Origin of the sequence: Desulforapulum autotrophicum HRM2 (assembly GCF_000020365.1) — a bacterium.
Classification (GTDB): domain Bacteria; phylum Desulfobacterota; class Desulfobacteria; order Desulfobacterales; family Desulfobacteraceae; genus Desulforapulum; species Desulforapulum autotrophicum.
Map to the genome: position 1 here is coordinate 3,574,824 of NC_012108.1, position 19,571 is coordinate 3,594,394.

At 52.0% G+C, this 19,571-nt stretch carries 20 protein-coding genes; 17 read left to right on the forward strand and 3 right to left on the reverse strand.

Going from position 1 to position 19,571, the window contains the following annotated elements; translation table 11 throughout:
* Nucleotides 1–15 precede the first annotated feature (15 nt).
* Together HRM2_RS15600 and pgi are read right to left on the reverse strand one after the other, a co-directional pair.
* Entirely contained in the window at nucleotides 16–1,704 is a 1,689-nt protein-coding gene (locus HRM2_RS15600) for a DUF6909 family protein (protein ID WP_015905002.1), read from the reverse strand.
* Nucleotides 1,692–3,359: a glucose-6-phosphate isomerase gene (gene pgi / locus HRM2_RS15605; RefSeq protein WP_015905003.1), complete on the reverse strand. Its 1,668-nt coding sequence runs from the start codon at nucleotides 3,357–3,359 to the stop codon at nucleotides 1,692–1,694. The genes HRM2_RS15600 and pgi overlap by 13 nt, the downstream gene beginning before the upstream one ends.
* 228 nt (nucleotides 3,360–3,587) lie before the next feature.
* On the opposite strand from pgi, the gene HRM2_RS15610 reads away from it, so the two are divergent.
* From HRM2_RS15610 to HRM2_RS15690, 17 genes are all read left to right on the forward strand, one after another.
* On the forward strand, nucleotides 3,588–4,952 hold the full coding sequence (locus tag HRM2_RS15610) for a M18 family aminopeptidase (RefSeq protein WP_015905005.1): 1,365 nt from the start codon (nucleotides 3,588–3,590) through the stop codon (nucleotides 4,950–4,952).
* 97 nt (nucleotides 4,953–5,049) lie between these two features.
* Complete coding sequence (locus HRM2_RS15615) at nucleotides 5,050–5,562, forward strand: RsbRD N-terminal domain-containing protein (RefSeq protein WP_015905006.1); 513 nt, start codon at nucleotides 5,050–5,052, stop codon at nucleotides 5,560–5,562.
* Between the two features lie 71 nt (nucleotides 5,563–5,633).
* Nucleotides 5,634–6,641, forward strand: coding sequence for a sulfate reduction electron transfer complex DsrMKJOP subunit DsrM (dsrM, locus tag HRM2_RS15620; RefSeq protein ID WP_015905007.1), 1,008 nt, complete (start codon nucleotides 5,634–5,636; stop codon nucleotides 6,639–6,641).
* Nucleotides 6,642–6,644: 3 nt separating this feature from the next.
* Complete coding sequence (gene dsrK / locus HRM2_RS15625) at nucleotides 6,645–8,291, forward strand: sulfate reduction electron transfer complex DsrMKJOP subunit DsrK (RefSeq protein ID WP_015905008.1); 1,647 nt, start codon at nucleotides 6,645–6,647, stop codon at nucleotides 8,289–8,291.
* On the forward strand, nucleotides 8,284–8,679 hold the full coding sequence (dsrJ, locus tag HRM2_RS15630) for a sulfate reduction electron transfer complex DsrMKJOP subunit DsrJ (protein WP_041273313.1): 396 nt from the start codon (nucleotides 8,284–8,286) through the stop codon (nucleotides 8,677–8,679). Before dsrK ends, dsrJ begins: the two co-directional genes overlap by 8 nt.
* Nucleotides 8,676–9,500: a sulfate reduction electron transfer complex DsrMKJOP subunit DsrO gene (dsrO, locus tag HRM2_RS15635; protein WP_015905010.1), complete on the forward strand. Its 825-nt coding sequence runs from the start codon at nucleotides 8,676–8,678 to the stop codon at nucleotides 9,498–9,500. The genes dsrJ and dsrO overlap by 4 nt, the downstream gene beginning before the upstream one ends.
* Before the next feature lie 11 nt (nucleotides 9,501–9,511).
* Nucleotides 9,512–10,669 (forward strand): sulfate reduction electron transfer complex DsrMKJOP subunit DsrP, encoded by a 1,158-nt coding sequence (dsrP, locus tag HRM2_RS15640; protein WP_015905011.1) that lies wholly within the window; start codon nucleotides 9,512–9,514, stop codon nucleotides 10,667–10,669.
* Between the two features lie 142 nt (nucleotides 10,670–10,811).
* Nucleotides 10,812–11,417 carry a DUF3786 domain-containing protein gene (locus tag HRM2_RS15645; RefSeq protein WP_015905012.1) on the forward strand — a complete coding sequence of 202 codons (606 nt, stop codon included), beginning with the start codon at nucleotides 10,812–10,814 and terminating at the stop codon, nucleotides 11,415–11,417.
* Nucleotides 11,418–11,586: 169 nt separating this feature from the next.
* On the forward strand, nucleotides 11,587–11,898 hold the full coding sequence (gene rplU / locus HRM2_RS15650; RefSeq protein ID WP_015905013.1) for a 50S ribosomal protein L21: 312 nt from the start codon (nucleotides 11,587–11,589) through the stop codon (nucleotides 11,896–11,898).
* 28 nt (nucleotides 11,899–11,926) lie between these two features.
* A complete protein-coding gene (gene rpmA, locus HRM2_RS15655) occupies nucleotides 11,927–12,181 on the forward strand; it encodes a 50S ribosomal protein L27 (RefSeq protein WP_015905014.1) in 255 nt (84 codons plus the stop codon).
* Complete coding sequence (obgE, locus tag HRM2_RS15660; RefSeq protein WP_015905015.1) at nucleotides 12,178–13,215, forward strand: GTPase ObgE; 1,038 nt, start codon at nucleotides 12,178–12,180, stop codon at nucleotides 13,213–13,215. Before rpmA ends, obgE begins: the two co-directional genes overlap by 4 nt.
* Nucleotides 13,202–14,341 carry a glutamate 5-kinase gene (gene proB, locus HRM2_RS15665; RefSeq protein ID WP_015905016.1) on the forward strand — a complete coding sequence of 380 codons (1,140 nt, stop codon included), beginning with the start codon at nucleotides 13,202–13,204 and terminating at the stop codon, nucleotides 14,339–14,341. Before obgE ends, proB begins: the two co-directional genes overlap by 14 nt.
* 9 nt (nucleotides 14,342–14,350) lie before the next feature.
* Entirely contained in the window at nucleotides 14,351–15,607 is a 1,257-nt protein-coding gene (locus tag HRM2_RS15670) for a glutamate-5-semialdehyde dehydrogenase (protein ID WP_015905017.1), read from the forward strand.
* A 9-nt stretch (nucleotides 15,608–15,616) separates the two neighbouring features.
* Complete coding sequence (nadD, locus tag HRM2_RS15675; protein WP_015905018.1) at nucleotides 15,617–16,279, forward strand: nicotinate-nucleotide adenylyltransferase; 663 nt, start codon at nucleotides 15,617–15,619, stop codon at nucleotides 16,277–16,279.
* Nucleotides 16,276–16,665, forward strand: a complete 390-nt coding sequence (gene rsfS, locus HRM2_RS15680; RefSeq protein WP_015905019.1) for a ribosome silencing factor — start codon at nucleotides 16,276–16,278, stop codon at nucleotides 16,663–16,665. Before nadD ends, rsfS begins: the two co-directional genes overlap by 4 nt.
* Nucleotides 16,666–16,683: 18 nt before the next feature.
* Nucleotides 16,684–18,219 carry a 2,3-bisphosphoglycerate-independent phosphoglycerate mutase gene (gpmI, locus tag HRM2_RS15685; RefSeq protein ID WP_015905020.1) on the forward strand — a complete coding sequence of 512 codons (1,536 nt, stop codon included), beginning with the start codon at nucleotides 16,684–16,686 and terminating at the stop codon, nucleotides 18,217–18,219.
* Nucleotides 18,220–18,285: 66 nt separating this feature from the next.
* The gene (locus tag HRM2_RS15690; RefSeq protein ID WP_015905021.1) at nucleotides 18,286–18,801 is read left to right on the forward strand and encodes a type I restriction enzyme HsdR N-terminal domain-containing protein; all 516 of its coding nucleotides are present in this window, start codon (nucleotides 18,286–18,288) and stop codon (nucleotides 18,799–18,801) included.
* Here the strand turns inward: HRM2_RS15690 and HRM2_RS15695 are convergent, their stop codons facing one another.
* Nucleotides 18,802–19,479: a zinc ribbon domain-containing protein gene (locus HRM2_RS15695; protein WP_015905022.1), complete on the reverse strand. Its 678-nt coding sequence runs from the start codon at nucleotides 19,477–19,479 to the stop codon at nucleotides 18,802–18,804. It abuts the gene before it with no gap.
* Nucleotides 19,480–19,571 lie beyond the last annotated feature (92 nt).

Genomic DNA, 19,571 nt, shown 5'->3' on the forward strand with positions numbered 1-19,571 from the left:
TGTCGGGCCTTTTTTCTATTTAAAATCTGCCATGATTTTTTCAAGAATGACCTTGGTGATCAAATAGGTGGGTTTCACCCCCTCATCGCCCATGGGACCTGCGGCAAGGGTGTTGCCGGTCTTGAGGGGATTGTCCGAGGCATAGTAGGCGTACAGGGTTCTGGTGTTGCTGGGTATGAACCCCTTGATAATGGCAGCGCTGATGGCCTTTTGATAGTGCCCCCCTTCCATCTCAAGACCCACTGCCCGCCAGTCCTTCTGGAACATCTCAAGCACATCCCGATTCTGGAGGCTTGTGCCGAGAACCGTTGCCATGGGTCCCGTGTACACCGCAAGTTCACCGTTAAAATCTTCAACTGCCAGGTCATTTTCAACAATGTAGTTGTCAGAGGTTCCCTCGCATACATGGGCCGTGGCAAGCATGATATCCCCGGTTTCCCCGGTAAGTATTCCAGCCTTGCCCATGATGGAAATCGATCCCACATGGAGGAGCGAGGTTTCGCTGTTTGACGACCAGGGCTTGAGAAGATTTTCCATCAACTCAAAGGCCTGGGCACCAAAAGCGTAATCCATCACAAGGATGACCGGACGTTCATTCTTCTCCCGGGACAGATCAAACCCAAGGTCCGGGTGGAGGTCAACCGTGTCAAGCAAGGCCGTATCGATGATCTGGCAGTCAGTGTTTGCCCCGGAACGATCGGGCAGACTCACCAGGCCGTGGGACTGGGCAAGGGCAATGATCTCATCCTTCTTATGCCTCAAGCCGCACAAAAAACCGTAAAGATCCTTGTCTCCGGCAGACTTTTCAGCCCCAGTGACGGCGGCATATCCATAGAAAAGATTGACAACGCTGTGAAGGTTGGCACTGACAATGTGGAGGGGGCGACTGGAAAGCCCCAGGTCAAACAGCCGCTCTTTGATGTGGGATGCCCAGATCTTTCCATAGCGATGGTGACCGATGATCTTCATCAACGATGGTGTGAAATAAATCACCAGGGTATCATCCTTTGACCGGTGCTCATTTTCAATGCGCCAGCCAAGGTTGTAAATAAGGGAAAAAAGTCCATTGTTGCTCTGGCTTTCCCGTCGATTTTTTTCAAGGGAATCATAGGCTTCCCGGGTTTCATGGTAGGGACGCCCCAGGATGATACTCAGGTTCCAGATGGCCGAATCCAGCTCCGTCACGGTGAGGTCGTTCTTTTGGTTGACCACCCGCTCAAGCGCCTTCCACTCCATTCTTGGATTGCCATAATCATCGAGCATCCGGCGGTGGATTTTTCTTGCCTCAATGTTCAAAAAGGCCATATGGGTGACAATATCATAGACCTCACTGATCCCCCGTGAAACGATGAAACAAAGCTCCCGATCGCTGATCCGGTAGGAAATCCGCCGCCGCCGCAACGGCTCAATGGCCATAAAGGGGGTCTCGTCAAACTGGTCCTCGTCGGTCAGAATAATCTTGGTGGCCTGTTCAATCCCCTGGGGAAGACGATCAATGACATACTCAAGCCCCTTTATTTCAACCACCCTGGGGTCGTTCATGGAGCCGTATATTTCAGGACTTAAATCCCTCAAACATCCCTCAAGGGCCTTGCCCAGCCGGCCGGACGGTCGATAAAAGCCCCGGATGGCAAGGGAGTCCGTGATGATCTTGAACTCCCGAATGGCAAGCCGGGCCAGCTGGCTCTTGCTTAACTCCTGCATGTTTTGCTCCTCATCTGCTTGAAAACGTTGATCAGACCGTTGGTTGAACCGTCGTGGGTGACCACGGTTTCGTGGTCGGCAAGTTCCGGAAAAATTTGACTGGCAAGGGCCTTTCCAAGCTCCACCCCCCACTGGTCAAAGCTGAAAATATTCCACACCACCCCCTGGACAAAGATCTTATGTTCGTACATGGCAATGATCGCCCCGAGCACCTCGGGTGTGAGTTGTTTAAAAACAATGGTGTTGGACGGGCGGTTTCCATGGAAGACCCGATGGGGAAGCAGCCGCCCTAGTTTCTCGCCATCCATGCCCTTGGCTGTCATCTCCCGGGTCACCTCTTGTTCCCCCCTGCCCTTCATCAACGCTTCAGCCTGGGCAAAGCAGTTGGCAACCAGCAGGGCATGGTGGTCACCCAGGGGATTATGGCTTATGGCAGGCACCAGAAAATCACAGGGAACAATCTGGGTGCCCTGGTGGAGCAGCTGATAAAATGCGTGCTGCCCGTTGGTCCCGGGCTCTCCCCACACAATGGGGCTGGTGGCATGGGCAACAAGGTTGCCGTTCCGGTCCGTTGACTTGCCGTTGCTCTCCATGCAGGCCTGCTGGAGATAGGCAGGAAAATATTCAAGGCCCTGGTCATAGGGAAGAACAGCCTCGGTTGGAAAATTGAAAAAGTTCACATACCAGATGCTGATCATGGCAAGGACAACCGGAATATTCTGCTCAAGGGGCGTGTCTCGAAAGTGGCAGTCCATGTCAAACCCGCCTTTTAAAAGACGCTTAAAATTGTCAAACCCAATGTAGCAGGCAACGGAAAGCCCTATGGCCGACCACAGGGAGTAACGCCCCCCGACCCAGTCCCAGAACCCAAACATGTTGTCCCTGTCAATACCAAAGGCTTCAACGGCCGCGGCATTGGTTGAAATGGCAACAAAGTGTTGTGCCACATGGCCAGGGTCCCCTGCCCCCTCAAGGAACCACTGCCTTGCCGATGCCGCATTGGTCATGGTCTCCTGGGTGGTGAATGTCTTTGAAGCGATGATAAAAAGGGTGGTGGCAGGATCAAGCCCCTTCAAGGTTTCTACAATGTGGGTGCCGTCCACGTTGGAGACAAAGTGGACGTTCAGCCCCTTTCTTGCGTAGGGAGCAAGGGCGGTTGCCACCATCTTGGGGCCCAGATCCGACCCGCCAATGCCGATGTTGACAATATCCGTGATAGTTCGGTTGGAGTAACCCGTCTGCTGTCCTGAATACACCCGGGTTGAAAAAAGCCGCATCTGTTCGAGCACCCCCCTGACCCCGGGCATGACATCTTTGCCATCCACAAGAACAGGCGTATCTGCAAGGTTGCGCAGGGCAACGTGGAGAACCGATCGCCCCTCGGTCTCATTGATCCTGTCGCCCCTGAACATCATGGCAATGGCCTCCTTTACGCCGGTTTCCCGTGCCAGGTCCATTAGAAGCGCCAGGGTCTTGTCGGTGATCCGGTTCTTGGAGACATCCACCACCATATCCTTGAATGCCATGGACAAACGCTTAAAACGATCAGGGTCCTGTTGAAAAAGATCGTCCATGGCAAGATCCTTTACCCCATCATAATGACGGCCCAAACGTTTCCAGCTTTCTGTCTGGGCAGGGTCAATTTTTTTTAACATCCTTCCCCCTTAGTTCAATTATCAGAACAGGTATCAACGCACCTTTTGGATTCTGGTTTTAAAATATGAATCCCCACCGGCAGGTGCGGCAATTGGCTTTTTTTTACAGATACCACGGAGAAAAAACCAAAGCAATAGCGGATAAACTTCTTGTTTTAAACAAGGGTTGTCTGATATTAATGGCTAAAATTCTTATACCCCAAAACGCTAACCCAAGAGAACAAACCCATGCCCCCTGAAAAACAACCCCCCGATAAGTTTAACCAGGCAAAATTTAATCAGGAACTTTTCACCTTTATTGACAACTCCCCAACCCCCTTTCATGCGGTCCGGTCCATGGAAAAGGCGCTCAACAAGCAAGGATTCATCCACCTTGACGAGGGTGATGCCTGGCATCTTGAAACCAATGGCTGCTACTATGTCACCCGGAACAACTCGTCGCTCATCGCATTTAAAATGGGGGGGACACCCCCCTGGGAGACAGGGATAAAAATTATCGGGGCCCACACGGACAGCCCCTGCCTGAGGGTCAAGCCCTCACCCCTGCAACGCCAGGATTCAATGACCCGCCTTGGCTGCGAGGTGTATGGCGGGACCTTGCTCAACACCTGGTTTGACCGGGGTCTCAACCTTGCCGGAAGGGTCACCTGCCGCACGGTTGAAAAGGGAAAAGAACGTATCCAGAGCTTTTTGATCAACTACAACCGGCCCGTAGCCATCATTCCAAGCCTTGCCATCCACCTGGACCGGGAAGCCAACACCAACCGAACAGTCAACCCCGAAGTCCACATTTCCCCGCTTTTTTCCCTGGATGACCAGATGAATAACCCTGAACAAAACGATTCGTTCAAGGCGATCCTCCTCAAACGGGTCAACGAGGAACACCCCTCCCATGAACTGGTTGAGGTCATGGCCCACGAGCTTTCGTTCTCCCATGCCGAGCCCTGCTTTTACACGGGCCTTGACCGCGAAATCATTTCAGCCCCAAGGCTTGACAACCTTCTGTCCTGCCATTCAGCCCTTAAAAGTCTGTGGTCGGCAGCCCCCTGCACCACTGCCATGGTGGTTTTTGCCGACAACGAGGAGGTGGGCAGTGAAACCCGGACAGGGGCCAGGGGATCTTTTCTTCAATCGATTCTGTCACGGATGACACAAACCCCGGAACAACTTGCAAGAACAACAGCCCGGTCATTCATGATCTCCTGCGACAATGCCCATGGGGTCCATCCGGCCTTCAGGGAAAAACATGAACCCAACCACCGGCCACTGCTCAACACCGGCCCCGTGCTCAAGATCAATGCATCCCAGCGCTATGCCACCAACTCGGAGTCAGGTGCTGTTTTTAAAGAAATCTGCGCAGGGGCCAAACTTGTGGTGCAGGATTTTGTCATGAGAAGCGACCTTGCCTGCGGAAGCACCATCGGCCCGGCCATTGCCGCAAGAGCAGGCATCCGGACCGTTGATGTCGGGGCCGCAACCCTTGCCATGCATTCAGTGCGGGAAGTGACCGGAGCAAAAGACCCAATGATGATGTTCAAGGCCCTGAATCACTACCTCTCACTTGATGAACTGCCGCTTTTATCCTTGACATAAAACCCAAGGGTAGTTATATGGCTAAGGTTATCGAGAACCAGATCGTCTAATTAATTTATCTGAATCCCAAGGGGATTCACGGGAGTACTGAATCTTCATGGATTTTCAAAAAGACATAAAAAAAAGTCTTCAAACAAACAAAAAAAAGATCCTCGACCAATGGTTTGATGCCACCATAAAAACATATCCTTCCGAAACAGCACGGGTGCTTGGCCGCATTAAAAATAAATTTGACAACCCCGTGGGTGCTGCCACCCACGAAAGCCTTGAAGCTGTTTTTGAAGAGATACTCAAGGAGATGGACCCCACAGCCCTTGAGGATGCCATTGACCCCATCATCCGTATCCGGGCTGTCCAGAATTTCACACCAGCATCTGCCGTGGGGTTTGTGTTTGACCTCAAAGAAATCGCAAAAAAAATCATGGCGCCGGAATTGCACGAAACCTTTGACAGACGGGTCGATACAATAGCCCTTGCAGCATTTAACCGGTACATGAGATGTCGAGAAGCGATATTCCTTATAAAGGCTACCGAAGCCAAAAAACGGATTCACTCAGCCTTTGAAAGGGCAGGTTTAGTAACGGAGCTAAAGGAAAAGGAACTCTTTTAGCTCGCAAAATTTTAAACAGGCCCAATAAGGTTCCAAACCTTACCGGGCCTCAATAGTGAGGTGGTTAGAATATGAAGCAAAAGTACATGTTACCCCTGACAGGCGTTTTTCTGCTTTTTCTGCTGGCATACGCAGGGGTTGAGGGCGCCGGGATGCAATGGTTCTTTGGAATCGTTGTGCCCTACGCAGCGGTCGCAGCTTTTATCGCCGGGTTTATATACCGGGTGATGGGCTGGGCAGCGTCTGCCGTACCCTTCCGGATTCCCACAACCTGCGGTCAGCAAAAATCCCTACCGTGGATCAAACAGAACCGCATTGACAACCCTGACACTGCTGCCGGGGTATTCGTGCGAATGGTGCTTGAAATCTGTGCATTCAGGTCCCTGTTTCGAAACACCAAGGCTGCATTCAACAGAAATGAGAAAAACAAGATCACCTACTCCTGGGAAATCTTTCTCTGGGTGGGCGCCCTTGCCTTTCATTACGCATTTCTGGTGGTGATTCTACGGCACCTGAGGTTTTTCCTCAACCCGGTTCCGGTCTGCGTCAAGGCCCTTGAGTACCTTGACGGCATCATCCAGATCGGCCTTCCCGGCATTTTTCTGTCGGGTATCGTGCTTCTGGCGGCAACCCTGTTTCTCCTTGCCCGTAGAATTTTTGATGAAAAGGTAAGCTATATCTCCCTTGCAGCTGACTATTTTCCGCTGTTCCTTATCATCGGCATTGCAGCAACCGGCATATCCATGCGTTACTTCACCAAGGTAGACATCCTTGGGGTCAAGACATTTACCATGGGCCTTGCCACCTTCCACCCGGTAATTCCGGAAGGCGTCGGCGGTCTTTTTTATGCCCACCTCTTTATGGTCAGCGTGCTTCTTGCCTATATTCCCGTAAGTAAACTCATGCACATGGCCGGCGTCTTTTTGAGCCCCACAAGAAACATGGCAAACAACAACCGGATGAAACGGCACATCAACCCCTGGAACTATGCGGTGGAAATTCATACCTATGCGCAGTATGAAGATCACTTTAGGGAAAAAATGATAGAAGCTGGACTTCCAGTGGATAAGAAGGAGTAATCGATGGCTGACGAACTTAAACCTGATGAATTGTTGGACAAGGTAGATTATACCCCTACCTCGGGCAGCTGGATGAATACCGCCGTCCAGATCAGACCCGGGATGTACTGCTATGCTGCAAAGCCTGAAAGCCTGGAGACCCTGAGTGCCCCCAATGCCCGGCAGTGGAATCCCCTTGATAAAGACTGGAAACTTCCTGAAAACTGGCAACAAATCATCCATGAGGGAATCAAAGACCGCCTGGAAAAATTCCGGACATTCAAAATCTTCATGGATGTCTGTGTTCGTTGCGGTGCCTGTGCAGACAAATGCCACTTTTTCCTTGGCACGGGTGATCCCAAAAACATGCCTGTTCTAAGGGCTGAACTGTTAAGGTCTGTTTATCGAAACGACTTTACAACGGTCGGAAAAATTCTCTCAAAGGTCCCAGGAGGAGACAGGCTGGCCGGTGGTAGACCCATGACCGTGGACGTACTGAAAGAGTGGTGGTACTACTTTTTCCAGTGCAGTGAATGTCGCCGATGCTCAGTCTTCTGTCCCTACGGCATTGATACCGCCGAGATCACCATCATGGGCCGGGAACTTTTAAACCTGCTGGGCTTGAACATCGACTGGATCGCAACCCCTGTTTCCAACTGCTACCAGACCGGAAACCATCTGGGTATCCAGCCCCATGCCTTTAAGGACATGCTCGACTTTTTCACCGAGGATCTCGAAGAGATCACAGGGGTCAACGTTGCCCCCCAGTTCAACAAAAAAGGGGCTGATATTCTTTTCATCACTCCTTCCGGTGATGTATTTGCCGATCCGGGCACCTACACCTGCCAGGGCTACATGGTCCTCTTTAAATATTTGAAGGACAAGTATAACCTGGACGTCACCTGGAGCACCTACGCATCCGAGGGTGGAAACTTTGGTTTCTTCACCAGTCACGAAACCATGAAACGCCTCAACGCCAAGATGTATGCCGAGGCCAAGCGCCTGGGCGTCAAATGGATTCTTGGCGGCGAATGCGGACACATGTGGCGGGTGATCAACCAGTACATGGACACCATGAACGGCCCTGCCGATTTCCTTGAGGAACCTGTGAACCCCATCACGGGAACCAAATTTGAAAATTCAAAGTCCACCAAAATGGTTCATATCACCGAGTTCACAGCCGACCTTATCAAGCACAATAAACTTGAATTTGACAAGAGCCGCAACTCAAACCGCATCATCACCTTCCATGATTCCTGCAACCCTGCAAGGGGAATGGGTCTTCTGGAAGAGCCCCGCTACTGCATCAAGGCCGTTTGTGACAACTTCTTTGAAATGCCGGAAAATACCATCCGGGAGCAGACCTTCTGCTGCGGATCAGGGGCCGGACTCAATGCAGGTGAAAACATCGAACTTCGTATGGCAGGCGGTCTGCCAAGGGCCAACGCCGTAAAGTTTGTCCATGATAAATTCAATGTTAATACCCTTGCAACCATCTGCGCCATTGACAGGGCGGCCCTTCCGGCCCTTTGTGAATACTGGGTACCAGAGGTTGAAGTTTATGGTGTGCACGAGCTGATCGGAAACGCCTTGATCCTCCCTGGAGAGAAAAAGCGAACCACCGATCTACGCATGGAACCCTTACCGGGTATGGAGGATGACGATGAGTAAAAATGCAATCATGGCAGGATTGGCGGTCTTCGTCATTGCTGCCCTTTTCCCCATATGGTTCAACTTTGGCGGCACGGAAGCCGCTCCTGAGCCGGAACTTTCAGCCAAGGCCAAGGCCGCTGGAAAATGTGTTCTGGACAAGTATGACATGCGGGCAAACCATATGTCCCTGCTTGATGAATGGCGGGATTCCGTGGTCAGGGATGCTGACAGAAAGTACAATGCTGCCAACGGCAAACAGTTCCAGATGAGCCTTTCCACGGGTGAGAATTCCTGCCTTGGATGCCATGAGGACAAAGAAAAATTCTGTGACAAGTGCCATACCTATGCATCCGTGGATCCCTACTGCTGGGAGTGCCACACAACCCCCAAGGAGATCAACCAATGAAAAAGAGCAGAAGAAGCTTTTTGAAGGTCGCAGGCGTTTCTGCGCTGGGCATTGGTGTTGCTCCGGCAATAAAGGCTGTTGCAGCATCCAGCGCCCACGCCGCGGCCGAGGCGACAAAGACAAAGAACCCCGAAGCCCTTACGGCAAAACGATGGGGAATGGTCATAGACACCAATAAACTCAACGATGAAGTTGCAGCAAAGATTGTTGAAGCCTGCCGAAAGACCCACAACGTGCCTGACTTTCACCACGAGCCGGATCCTGAAAAGTTTCCCAAAAACCGGCCTGTGAACCAGAAACAGGAGGTCAAATGGATCTGGGAAGAGCATTTCCACAATGCCTTTCCCGACAAGGAAGACGAGTTCCTGGCAGAAAAATTCAAAAACCTGCCGTTTCTTGTCACCTGCAACCACTGCAAGAACGCTCCCTGCGTCCAGGCTTGTCCCACCCAGGCCACGTTTAAACGTGACGACGGCATTGTGCTCATGGACTTCCACCGCTGCATCGGGTGCAGGTTCTGCATGGCAGCCTGTCCGTTTGGCTCCAGAAGCTTTAACTTCAGGGATCCCCGGCCTTTTATCGACGAGGTCAATCCTGATTTTCCCACCCGGACCAAGGGCGTTGTGGAAAAATGCAACCTCTGCGCCGAACGCCTTGCCAAGGGCCTTCAACCGGCCTGTGTTGAGGTGAGTGAAGGTGCAATCACCGTGGGAGATCTTGAAGATCCCAATTCCGAGGTCCGGGCACTCTTGAACGAGAAATATTCAATCAGACGTAAACAGGAGCTTGGAACTGAGCCTTCTGTTTATTACATCATGTAGGAGAGGCGAATATGCTTGAAATAGCTATCAAAGGAAGCAAAAAGTACTGGATCTGGCTTGGGGTACTTTGCGCTGTCATCGGAGCAGGCTTTCTTGTCTATGTGGACCAGTTCATCAACGGTCTGATGACAACCGCCATGAGCCGGGACGTCACCTGGGGATTTTACATCGCCAACTTCACCTACCTTGTGGGAGTCGCCGCAGGAGGTGTCATGGTGGTCATTCCCTTTTATCTTCACAACTATGAAAAATTCCACAGGATCACCATCCTGGGTGAATTTCTGGCCGTTGCAGCCTTGATCATGTGTCTGCTCTTCATCGTGGTCGACCTTGGCCAGCCCATCAGGATGCTCAACGTGCTTCTCTACCCCACCCCCCATTCCATGCTGTTCTGGGACATGTGTGTGCTCAACGGCTACCTGTTTCTTAACATTGTGATCGGGTGGAAGGTGCTGGAAGCTGAAAGAAACCAGATCAAGCCACCGGCTTGGACAACCCCCTTGATCTATCTGTCCATCCCCTTTGCCATCGGCATCCATACGGTAACGGCCTATCTGTACTGTGGCCTTCCGGGCAGGGGCTTCTGGCTCACGGCAATCCTGGCACCCAGGTTCCTGGCATCGGCCTTTGCCGCAGGACCGTCCGTGCTGATCCTGCTCTGCTATGTTGTCAGGAAATTCACCAAGTTTGATCCGGGCTGGGAAGCCATGCAGACGCTTTCCAAGATCGCCTGCTATGCATTGATCTCAAATGTGTTCTTCTTTCTTTGTGAGATCTTTGTCACCTACTACAGCAAGATCCCCGGGCACATGACCCACATCGACTACCTCTTCTTCGGACTCCACGGTCACAACACCATGGTTCCCTGGATGTGGTCATCAATGATTCTCATGATCTCGGCTGCCATCATGCTGGTTATCCCGGTGTTGAGAAGCAACGCAACGCTTCTGCCTTTCATCTGTGTCATGGTAATCATCGGCACCTGGATCGACAAGAGTCTTGGCATGATCGCAGGCGGGTTTGTACCCTCCCCGCTTCACCATGTGACAGAGTACATGCCAACCTTCAAGGAGATCGGCATCACCCTGGGCATCTACGCCGCAGGCCTTTTCATCCTGACCATTCTGTACAAGCTTGCCACCACGGTCAAGGAAGAGGTCAGAGGATAGTTTCGTCTGAATAGATTTAGTTAAACCTGGAGCGGGGATGCCACACGGCATCCCCGCTTTTTTTTTACCCAGGTTCCATGGGGTCACATTCCGATCATAGCCTTTCCATGGCCGTGTCAAAGGCAACATAAGGAAAAGCACAGTGAAAGACAATTACCGGAAAATTGCAGCAAACAACCTTGCCCGCCTTTATGCCGATCTACCCCAGGACCTTGCGGCCAATCTACCGGCCCAACGACAGGGGAATCGTTTCCAGTTCAAGGCCTTTGGACGACCCTGCACAATCTCCCCTGATGGAATCAATCTTGAAGGCCAGCAGATGTCGTCGGTGTTCGAGATCCTCATCTCCCTGTACGCCCTGAATGCAAACCCTGAGATCTGCATTTTAGTCCCGTTTAAAGCCTTTAAGGAACTGCCTGGCACTGCACCCTACGTGGGGGCCTTCACCACCCACACCGAAGGGATACTGGTTCCCCATGTGGAAGCCATCAAGGCCCGCAGGAAAAACATTGTCGACACCCTTGGCAGCCCGGAAGCTGTCCAGGAACCCGGGGGCGATTTTGCCCTGGTTGTCCACCCCCTGCCCAAAATTGCCCTCTGCTACATCTTCTATGGGGCGGACGAGGATTTTCCAGCCTCGGTCACCTGCCTGTTTTCCGCCAATGCCCACCGATTTCTGCCGGTGGACGGCCTGGCCGATGTGGGGGAATACACCTCCCGAGCCATCCTTGGGATTATCAACCAGTGAATGCCCGTCACCAAGCTGAAAATTTTACCGCCACAGCACGGGATTCACACCAATTAGGCCCATGCCTTGCAAACTTTTTTATCTTGACAAAATAGAGTCTTCAGCCTATGCTTAGGGATTTTAGGACTGTGTAGAGGTAGGCATAAAGCGATATAAGGAGATACAGAGAATGTATGCAGTAATCAAAACCGGTGGAAAGCAGTATAAGGTTCAAGAGGGCGACACCCTCAGGGTTGAGAAGCTTGAAGGCACGGAAAACGGGGAAATTGAGTTTAACGATGTCCTGATGTTTTCCGACGGAGAGAATGTCACCCTGGGTCAGCCTGCCATTGAAGACGCCATTGTCAAGGGCCACATCCTGGAGCAGGGCAAGGGAAAAAAGGTTCTTATTTTTAAATTCAAACGCCGCAAAGGTTACAGAAACCTCAGGGGCCACAGACAACAGTATACCGCAGTCAAAATCGACAGCATCCTGGTATAAGGTTTATAGCTACTTAAGGAGATAGGTCATGTCACATAAAAAAGCAGGCGGAAGCACCCGGAATGGTCGCGACTCTAATGCCCAGAGGCGGGGCGTTAAAAAATTCGGCGGCCAGACCGTTGTTGCAGGAAACATATTGGTAAGACAACTCGGTACAAAAATCCATCCCGGCAGCAATGTTGGAATGGGCAAAGACTATACTCTCTTTTCTAAGATCGACGGTGTTGTTGCCTATGAGCGCAAGGGCCGGGACAAGAAGAGAGTGAGTGTTTATGAAGCGTGAGATTCATTGATGAAGCATCGATCACTGTAATCTCAGGAAAAGGCGGCCCCGGTTGTGTAAGTTTCCGACGGGAGAGATTTATCGAGCGGGGCGGGCCAAACGGCGGTGACGGGGGCAAAGGCGGCAGCGTCATTTTTGAGACCGACCCTGCAAAAAGAACCCTTTTTGACCTTCGCCGCCAGAAGATTATCCGGGCAAAGAACGGAATGCCGGGACTTGGCAGCAACAAGCACGGCAAGAATGGGGTAGACCTCATTATCCCCGTTCCCCCGGGAACCCTGGTTACAGATCAGGAGACTGGGGCCGTGCTGTTTGACCTTACCGAACCGGGCACGCGAATCACCATTGCAAAAGGCGGCAGGGGCGGTCAGGGCAACAAGCGTTTTGCCACATCCACCCACAAGGCGCCAAGATTTGCCCAACCCGGTATGCCTGGAGAGGAGTTTCACCTCAAACTGGAGCTCAAGCTTCTTGCGGATGTGGGCATTGTCGGACTGCCCAATGCCGGAAAGTCCACCCTGATTTCCAAGATCTCATCGGCACGCCCGAGGATAGCGGACTATCCGTTCACCACCCTCACCCCTTCACTTGGAATGGTTATACCAGATTTTGGGGAACCCTTTGCCGTTGCAGACATACCCGGAATCATTGAGGGCGCCCATGAAGGCACAGGTCTGGGCATCCAGTTTTTAAAACATGTGGAGCGAACCGGCATCCTGATCCATCTTATTGATGTGTCCCAGATTGAACCGGACAATCCCCTTGACGCCTTCAACCTCATCAACACCGAGCTTTCCCTCTACTCCGCAACCCTGGCAAAAAAGCCCCAGCTGGTTGTGTTGAACAAAATTGACCTTACCGGATCAATGGAAAAGGTTGAACAATTCAAAAAGGCCTATGGCACTGGTGAACTGCTCACCCTGTCAGCTGCCACAGGAGAGGGAACAGCCAAACTTATCCAGATTCTTGCCCGGCAGATAGCCGAACACAAGCCCCTTGAACGGAAAAGTGAAACTGACCATGGGAACAAATAAACGCCTGCATCTTAAAAATGCCAAACGGGTTGTAGTCAAGATCGGCAGCGGCGTGCTGACACTGAACCACGGACTCAACCTTGATATCATCGAGACCATCAGTCATCAGATCAGCCTTCTCCAGGACAGGGGATGCGAAGTCATTCTGGTCTCGTCCGGAGCCATTGCTGCCGGGGTCAAAAAGATAGGATTTAAACAAAGGCCTGAGGGAATTCCCGCCCGCCAGGCTGCGGCAGCAGTCGGCCAGGCAGGGTTGATTCACTCCTACGACACTGCCTTTGCCCGCCATGGGAAACAGGTGGCCCAGCTGCTCCTCACCCGGGACGACCTGGGCAACCGGCGTCGCTACCTCAATGCCAGAAATACCATCAATACCCTTCTTGACTGGAAAATCGTACCCATCATAAACGAAAACGACACCGTTGTCATAGAAGAGATAAAGCTCGGTGATAACGATAACCTGTCGGCCATGATCACCCTGCTCATGGATGCGGACATCCTCATCAACCTCACCGACATTGACGGACTGTTTAACAAGGATCCCAGAATTCACCCGGACGCCTGTCTCATTCCTGAGGTGACGACCATCACCCACCAGATGGAACAGGCCGCCTGCGGTATTCCCGGAAACCTGGGTACCGGGGGAATGCTGAGTAAGCTCAAGGCTGCCAAGAAGCTCTCAAAAGCCGGCAGACCCATGATCATTGCCGGTGGAAAAAACGAAAATGTCCTGTCCAGGCTTGTTGACGGAGAAACCCTTGGCACCTATTTTCTCCCCGGGAAAAAAGAGCTCAATTCCAAAAAATGCTGGATCGCCTACAATCTGAAACCCCAGGGAGTCATCCGCCTTGACCAGGGTGCAAGGGATGCCGTCATCACCCGGGGAAAGAGTATTCTGCCCATCGGGATCACAGCTGTTGAGGGCGAATTCGGAATGGGTGCACCAATTGAAATCAAGTCCCCGGACAACACCATCATCGGTAACGGCCTGGCCAATTACTCATCAGCAGACATCCGGCGTATCATGGGACTCAAAACTGCGGCCATCAAAAACGTTCTCGGTTCAAAACCCTATGATGACGTCATCCACCGGGATAATCTTGCAATTACCTTTGAACTGGGATAGGAAAAGACCATGACACTGGCATCCATGATCGAAGATATCGCCCGACGGGCAAGAACAGCTGCAAGGCCCCTTGCAACGGCTTCAGCAGACACAAAGAACACCGTCCTTGCCGAGATCGCCAGGGGTTTGGCCCATGGGAAACGTGAAATTGAAGCCGAGAATCAAAAGGATCTCAAGGCAGCCAGGGACAGTGGTATGTCAGCGGCCATGATCGACCGGCTTACCATCAGCGACCAGACCCTGGAGTCCATGATCAAGGGACTCAACCAGGTGATCGCCCTGCCCGACCCCGTGGGCAGGATCACAGGCGCCTGGACCCGGCCCAACGGCCTTGAAATCTCTAAGCGACGAATTCCCCTGGGTGTCATCGCCATGATCTACGAGTCAAGACCCAACGTAACGGTGGATGCGGCAGCCCTCTGCCTCAAGGCAGGCAATGCCGCCATTCTCAGGGGCGGCTCAGAAGCCTTTTTCTCGAACACCATCCTTGCCCGCATCATCGGCAATGCCCTTGAAACGGTCGGCATTTCAAGGGACAGTGTCCAGGTACTGCCGGTAAAGGACAGACAGGCCATCACCGAACTTCTCCAGCAGGAGGCTTACATCGACCTTGTGATCCCAAGGGGGGGTGAGTCCCTGATCCGGTTTGTGGTAAAACACTCGACCATCCCCGTGTTAAAGCACTACAAGGGAGTCTGCCATGTGTATGTGGACGAAACCTGCAACATGGACGAGGCCGTTGACATCTGCATCAACGCTAAGACCCAGCGGCCAGGGGTGTGCAACGCCATGGAAACCCTGCTTGTCCATGAACGTATTGCACCGCTCTTTTTACCACGGATGGCCCAGGCCTTTTCAGCGGCAAAGGTTGAAATGCGGGGCTGCCCTGCCACCCTTGCCATGGTTCCCCAAGCCCTGCCCGCCGACGAAACCGATTGGTCAACCGAATACCTGGATCTCATCGTTTCCGTTAAAATCGTAAAAGACCTGGCCCAGGCCATGGCGCACATTGCCGTGTTCGGCTCCGACCACACGGATGTGATTGTGACGGACATCCCTGAAAATGCAGAGACCTTTATTAACACGGTGTCATCATCCATGGTGGGTGTAAATGTTTCCACCCGGTTCAACGACGGCGGTGAACTCGGACTTGGCGCCGAGATCGGCATCAGCACCTCCAGACTCCACGCCTTTGGCCCCATGGGGCTTGAGGAACTCACCTCAACCAAATTTGTCGTGGTCGGCAAAGGCCAGACCCGGCAATAGCATGGGATCATGATCCAGGGCTTATTCGGCGGAACCTTCAATCCCCTTCACCGGGGACATCTAACGGTTATACTCCACGTCAAAAAGGCGTTTAACCTTGACACCATCCATTTAATCCCCTCGGCCATACCTCCCCACAAGAGCACGACCAACCTTGCCCCTGCACGGGAGCGGTTTGAAATGGTCAGACAATCGGTTTCCACCATCAAAGGACTTGTGGCCTCGGATGTGGAGATTGTCCGCAAGGGGCCTTCTTTCACCATTGACACGGTTAACCACTTTATCAACACCCTTGTTCCAGGCGATGATCTTCGACTGATTGTCGGCTCCGACGCCTTTTTTGAAATGGATACCTGGAAAAAAGGCCGGGAACTTTTTTCCCTTATCTCCACCATCGTCATGATCCGGCCAGGGGAGAAAAAACAGGCAAAGGATGTTGCATCCTTTCTTCAAGATGTGATATCAAAGAACTACAGACCGGTTAACGGAGAGGATCTTTTTTCAGACCCGATTTCAGATTCGGGTGTAAAACCCGTTTACGTGTGCAAGGTTCCTGAAATCGACATATCGTCAACCCTTATTCGACAACGAGTTAAACGACATCTTCCCGTGGCACCCCTTGTGCCCCAGCCTGTGGAAGAAATTATCAGCCAGAAAGGACTCTATTTATGACAAATCCATCCGATCATACCAAGGACCTGCTCGACTCCCTTGACAAATACCTTGTTGAAGCCTTTTTACGAAAAGCCGAGGAGATAACCGTCCTTGATGTGCGTAAGCTGACCTCCTATGCGGACGCCATTATGATCATCACCGCAAAATCCCAGCGCCAGGTCTCTGCCATTGCTGAGCACATTAACATTGCCATGAAAAAAATCAATAATATGCCCATCGGCACCGAAGGGATGAAACAGGGGACCTGGGCCCTGCTTGATTATGGAGATGTGGTCATCAACGTATTTGACAAGGCAACCCGGGACTTCTACGACCTTGAAGGATTGTGGAGCGACGCTCCCAGACTGGACCTGTCAGCCTATAAAACCCCTGAAAAAAAGTAATAACAAAGGAGCTTTCCTGTGACGACTAAACCGGTCACGGCCCTGATCATCCTTGACGGTTGGGGCATCAACAACGATTCCTACGGCAACGCAGTAAAAGCGGCCAAAACACCTTTTTTAGATCAACTTTCCCAGGGGTTCCCCCACACAAGCCTTGCCTGTTCAGGCAATGCCGTGGGACTCCCCGACGGTATCATGGGCAACTCCGAGGTGGGCCACATGAACATGGGGGCGGGACGAAGGGTGTTCCAGGACCTTGTGAGGATCGACAACGCCATCCAGAACGGTTCCTTTTTAAAAGATCCAACCCTTGTTCAGGCAATGGAGACGGTCAAACGCTCTAAAACAACCCTTCACCTCATGGGTCTTGTGTCCAACGGCGGGGTTCACAGCCAAAAGGACCACCTCCTGGCCCTGGCGAGCATGGCCCATGACCTTGGGGTAAACACGGCCATCCACTGCATCACGGACGGAAGAGACACCCCTCCGGATTCAGGATTGGGATTTATGACCGAGCTTGAAAACCACCTTTCAGACAAACCCGGGGTCAACATTGCCACCATTTGCGGTCGATTCTATGCCATGGACCGTGACACCCGCTGGGATCGTATTGAAACGGCATACAACCTTTACACAGACCAAAAGGGCACCCTTGAGAGTGATCCTGTCCAGGCCATCAAGGCCGCCTACGACCGGGGCGAAACCGACGAGTTCATCAAGCCCATCCTCATGGGCAAAAAAGATGACCCTGCCCTGCCCGTGATCAAGGACAAGGATGCCATCGTGTTTTTCAACTTCAGGGCAGACAGGGCAAGGGAGATCACCCGGGCCTTTACGGAACAATCGTTCTCAGGATTTGTTCGGAAAAAACATCCAGCCCTTTCCACCTTTGTTTGCATGACCCGGTACGATGAAAATTTTGACCTGCCGGTTGTCTTTCCTCCGGTTCACCTTGACAATGTCCTTGGAAAGGTAATCAGTGACCAGGGGCTGAACCAGCTCAGAATCGCTGAAACCGAAAAATATGCCCATGTCACCTATTTTTTCAACGGGGGTGACGAAACGATTTTTCCGGGCGAAGAAAGGGTGCTCATTCCCTCTCCCAGGGAGGTTAGAACCTATGATCAAAAGCCTGGGATGAGTGCTGACCTGATTGCAGATGAGGCAGTCAAACGTATTCTTTCCGGAAAATACGACCTTGTTGTGCTCAACTTTGCCAACATGGACATGGTGGGGCACACAGGCATCATGGAAGCTGCGGTTCTGGCCTGTGAAACCGTTGACCGATGCGTAAAAGCGGTGGTCGAGGCCGTATGGCAGACCCAGGGAACTGCCATGATCACGGCAGATCACGGAAATGCTGAACAGATGAAAACGCCCGACGGATCTCCCCACACCTCCCATACCCTCAACGAAGTACCCTTTATTCTGGCCGGGAACCCCCTGCCCCAGGTAACCCTCTCCAGGGGGGTAATCGGGGACATTGCCCCCACCATCTTAAAGGTGATGAACCTGAAACAGCCCGTTGAAATGACCGGCACCGCCCTTTTCTGACAAGGATCAGAATATAGTTGAACCCGGCCGGAGCAACCCTTGAGAAAACATATGTGAGGAGACCCCATGGAAGACACACTGATTGACTACATAACAGGCAAGACGATTCCCAATGTCGGGCCGGAGGAAAGCCGACAGACCTTTGAACGATTCCTGGTCAAAGAAAAAGGCTATGACAAACACGATATCCGGGTTGATGAACCCATCTGCGTGACCTTCCAGGGGGAGGCATACCACTCCACCATTGATCTTGTGGTTTTCTGCAAAGACCGACCAGTGATGGCTGTTAGATGCATTGCAGGATCCCTTGGATCCTATGAGAGGGAAATTCTTGCCGGGGCAAGACTGGTCTATGAATTCCAGATCCCTTTTTCAGTTGCCACCAATGGACTTGACGCCCTTATGCGGGATGTTGTCACGGGCAAACAAAGGGGGAAGGGGCTTGATGCCCTGCCATCAAAGGAGGAGGCCCTTAAAGTGACCCTTGAATGCCCCCCCTTTCCCAACGAAAAAAAAGAGCGGGAGATGATCATCTTCCGCTCGTACAACATTGACAAATTCCACGACGAATGCAATGGCTAATCAGCCCTTTGGAACCGCCTTGTTACAATGCTTGCAAACCGTGGCCCGTTTTTTAATGATCTCGGCACAGTGGGGACACTCCCTTGTGTAGTGGCGCTCATGGAGAACGGCCACGGCATCTTCAACAGCCTTGGTAAGAATCGGGGAGCTGTACTTGTGATTCAACAGGTGTTCAATGGCATCCACATCACCCAGTTCCCCCACCATCTCGGCCGCCTTGAGTCTTACCCTGGCAGGCTGAATGGGATCCAGCAGAATTTTTAGAATTTCGTCCCAGTCCTTGGAAATGTAAAAGTCAGTCAACAGGGAGAAGCCCTGTTTCATGGCCTCCTTGGTGGCCTCTCTCATATCAAGGACATTGTCGTCAAGCATCTGGCCGGTACCGCCAATGGAGCTGAACACGGGCATGTACTCAAAATTATCGCATCCGGGAGAATTAATGCAGCGATATGACGCCACATGTTCCATGGTCTCCTGAATCTCATCCCACCCCTTTTTAAACGAGGAGCACTCGTCGTTAAAGCAGACAAAGAGATAGGGGGTTCCCCATCCAAGACCGTCTCCAAAGGCAATATCAGGCACCTCCCAAAGGCTCATCTGCTTTTTGCAGTGGGGGCAAAGGGGTCTTTCCATATTTAAAATCTTCTCAAGCACTTCCTCTTTTGTTTCAAAGGCCATGTGATTCACTCCTCTATTTTATGGGAAACTGCCGTTAAACAATCACGATCAAGGGCGTTCCATCTTTTGTTGCAGGCAGACCATACCCAGCC

What these genes read in the sequence shown, in the direction of transcription:
- HRM2_RS15600 (WP_015905002.1), bottom strand. Translation starts at nt 1,704, where the DNA reads ATGCAGGAGTTAAGCAAGAGCCAGCTGGCCCGGCTTGCCATTCGGGAG.
- pgi (WP_015905003.1), bottom strand. Translation starts at nt 3,359, where the DNA reads ATGTTAAAAAAAATTGACCCTGCCCAGACAGAAAGCTGGAAACGTTTG.
- HRM2_RS15610 (WP_015905005.1), top strand. Translation starts at nt 3,588, where the DNA reads ATGCCCCCTGAAAAACAACCCCCCGATAAGTTTAACCAGGCAAAATTT.
- HRM2_RS15615 (WP_015905006.1), top strand. Translation starts at nt 5,050, where the DNA reads ATGGATTTTCAAAAAGACATAAAAAAAAGTCTTCAAACAAACAAAAAA.
- dsrM (WP_015905007.1), top strand. Translation starts at nt 5,634, where the DNA reads ATGAAGCAAAAGTACATGTTACCCCTGACAGGCGTTTTTCTGCTTTTT.
- dsrK (WP_015905008.1), top strand. Translation starts at nt 6,645, where the DNA reads ATGGCTGACGAACTTAAACCTGATGAATTGTTGGACAAGGTAGATTAT.
- dsrJ (WP_041273313.1), top strand. Translation starts at nt 8,284, where the DNA reads ATGAGTAAAAATGCAATCATGGCAGGATTGGCGGTCTTCGTCATTGCT.
- dsrO (WP_015905010.1), top strand. Translation starts at nt 8,676, where the DNA reads ATGAAAAAGAGCAGAAGAAGCTTTTTGAAGGTCGCAGGCGTTTCTGCG.
- dsrP (WP_015905011.1), top strand. Translation starts at nt 9,512, where the DNA reads ATGCTTGAAATAGCTATCAAAGGAAGCAAAAAGTACTGGATCTGGCTT.
- rplU (WP_015905013.1), top strand. Translation starts at nt 11,587, where the DNA reads ATGTATGCAGTAATCAAAACCGGTGGAAAGCAGTATAAGGTTCAAGAG.
- rpmA (WP_015905014.1), top strand. Translation starts at nt 11,927, where the DNA reads ATGTCACATAAAAAAGCAGGCGGAAGCACCCGGAATGGTCGCGACTCT.
- proB (WP_015905016.1), top strand. Translation starts at nt 13,202, where the DNA reads ATGGGAACAAATAAACGCCTGCATCTTAAAAATGCCAAACGGGTTGTA.
- HRM2_RS15670 (WP_015905017.1), top strand. Translation starts at nt 14,351, where the DNA reads ATGACACTGGCATCCATGATCGAAGATATCGCCCGACGGGCAAGAACA.
- nadD (WP_015905018.1), top strand. Translation starts at nt 15,617, where the DNA reads ATGATCCAGGGCTTATTCGGCGGAACCTTCAATCCCCTTCACCGGGGA.
- rsfS (WP_015905019.1), top strand. Translation starts at nt 16,276, where the DNA reads ATGACAAATCCATCCGATCATACCAAGGACCTGCTCGACTCCCTTGAC.
- HRM2_RS15690 (WP_015905021.1), top strand. Translation starts at nt 18,286, where the DNA reads ATGGAAGACACACTGATTGACTACATAACAGGCAAGACGATTCCCAAT.
- HRM2_RS15695 (WP_015905022.1), bottom strand. Translation starts at nt 19,479, where the DNA reads ATGGCCTTTGAAACAAAAGAGGAAGTGCTTGAGAAGATTTTAAATATG.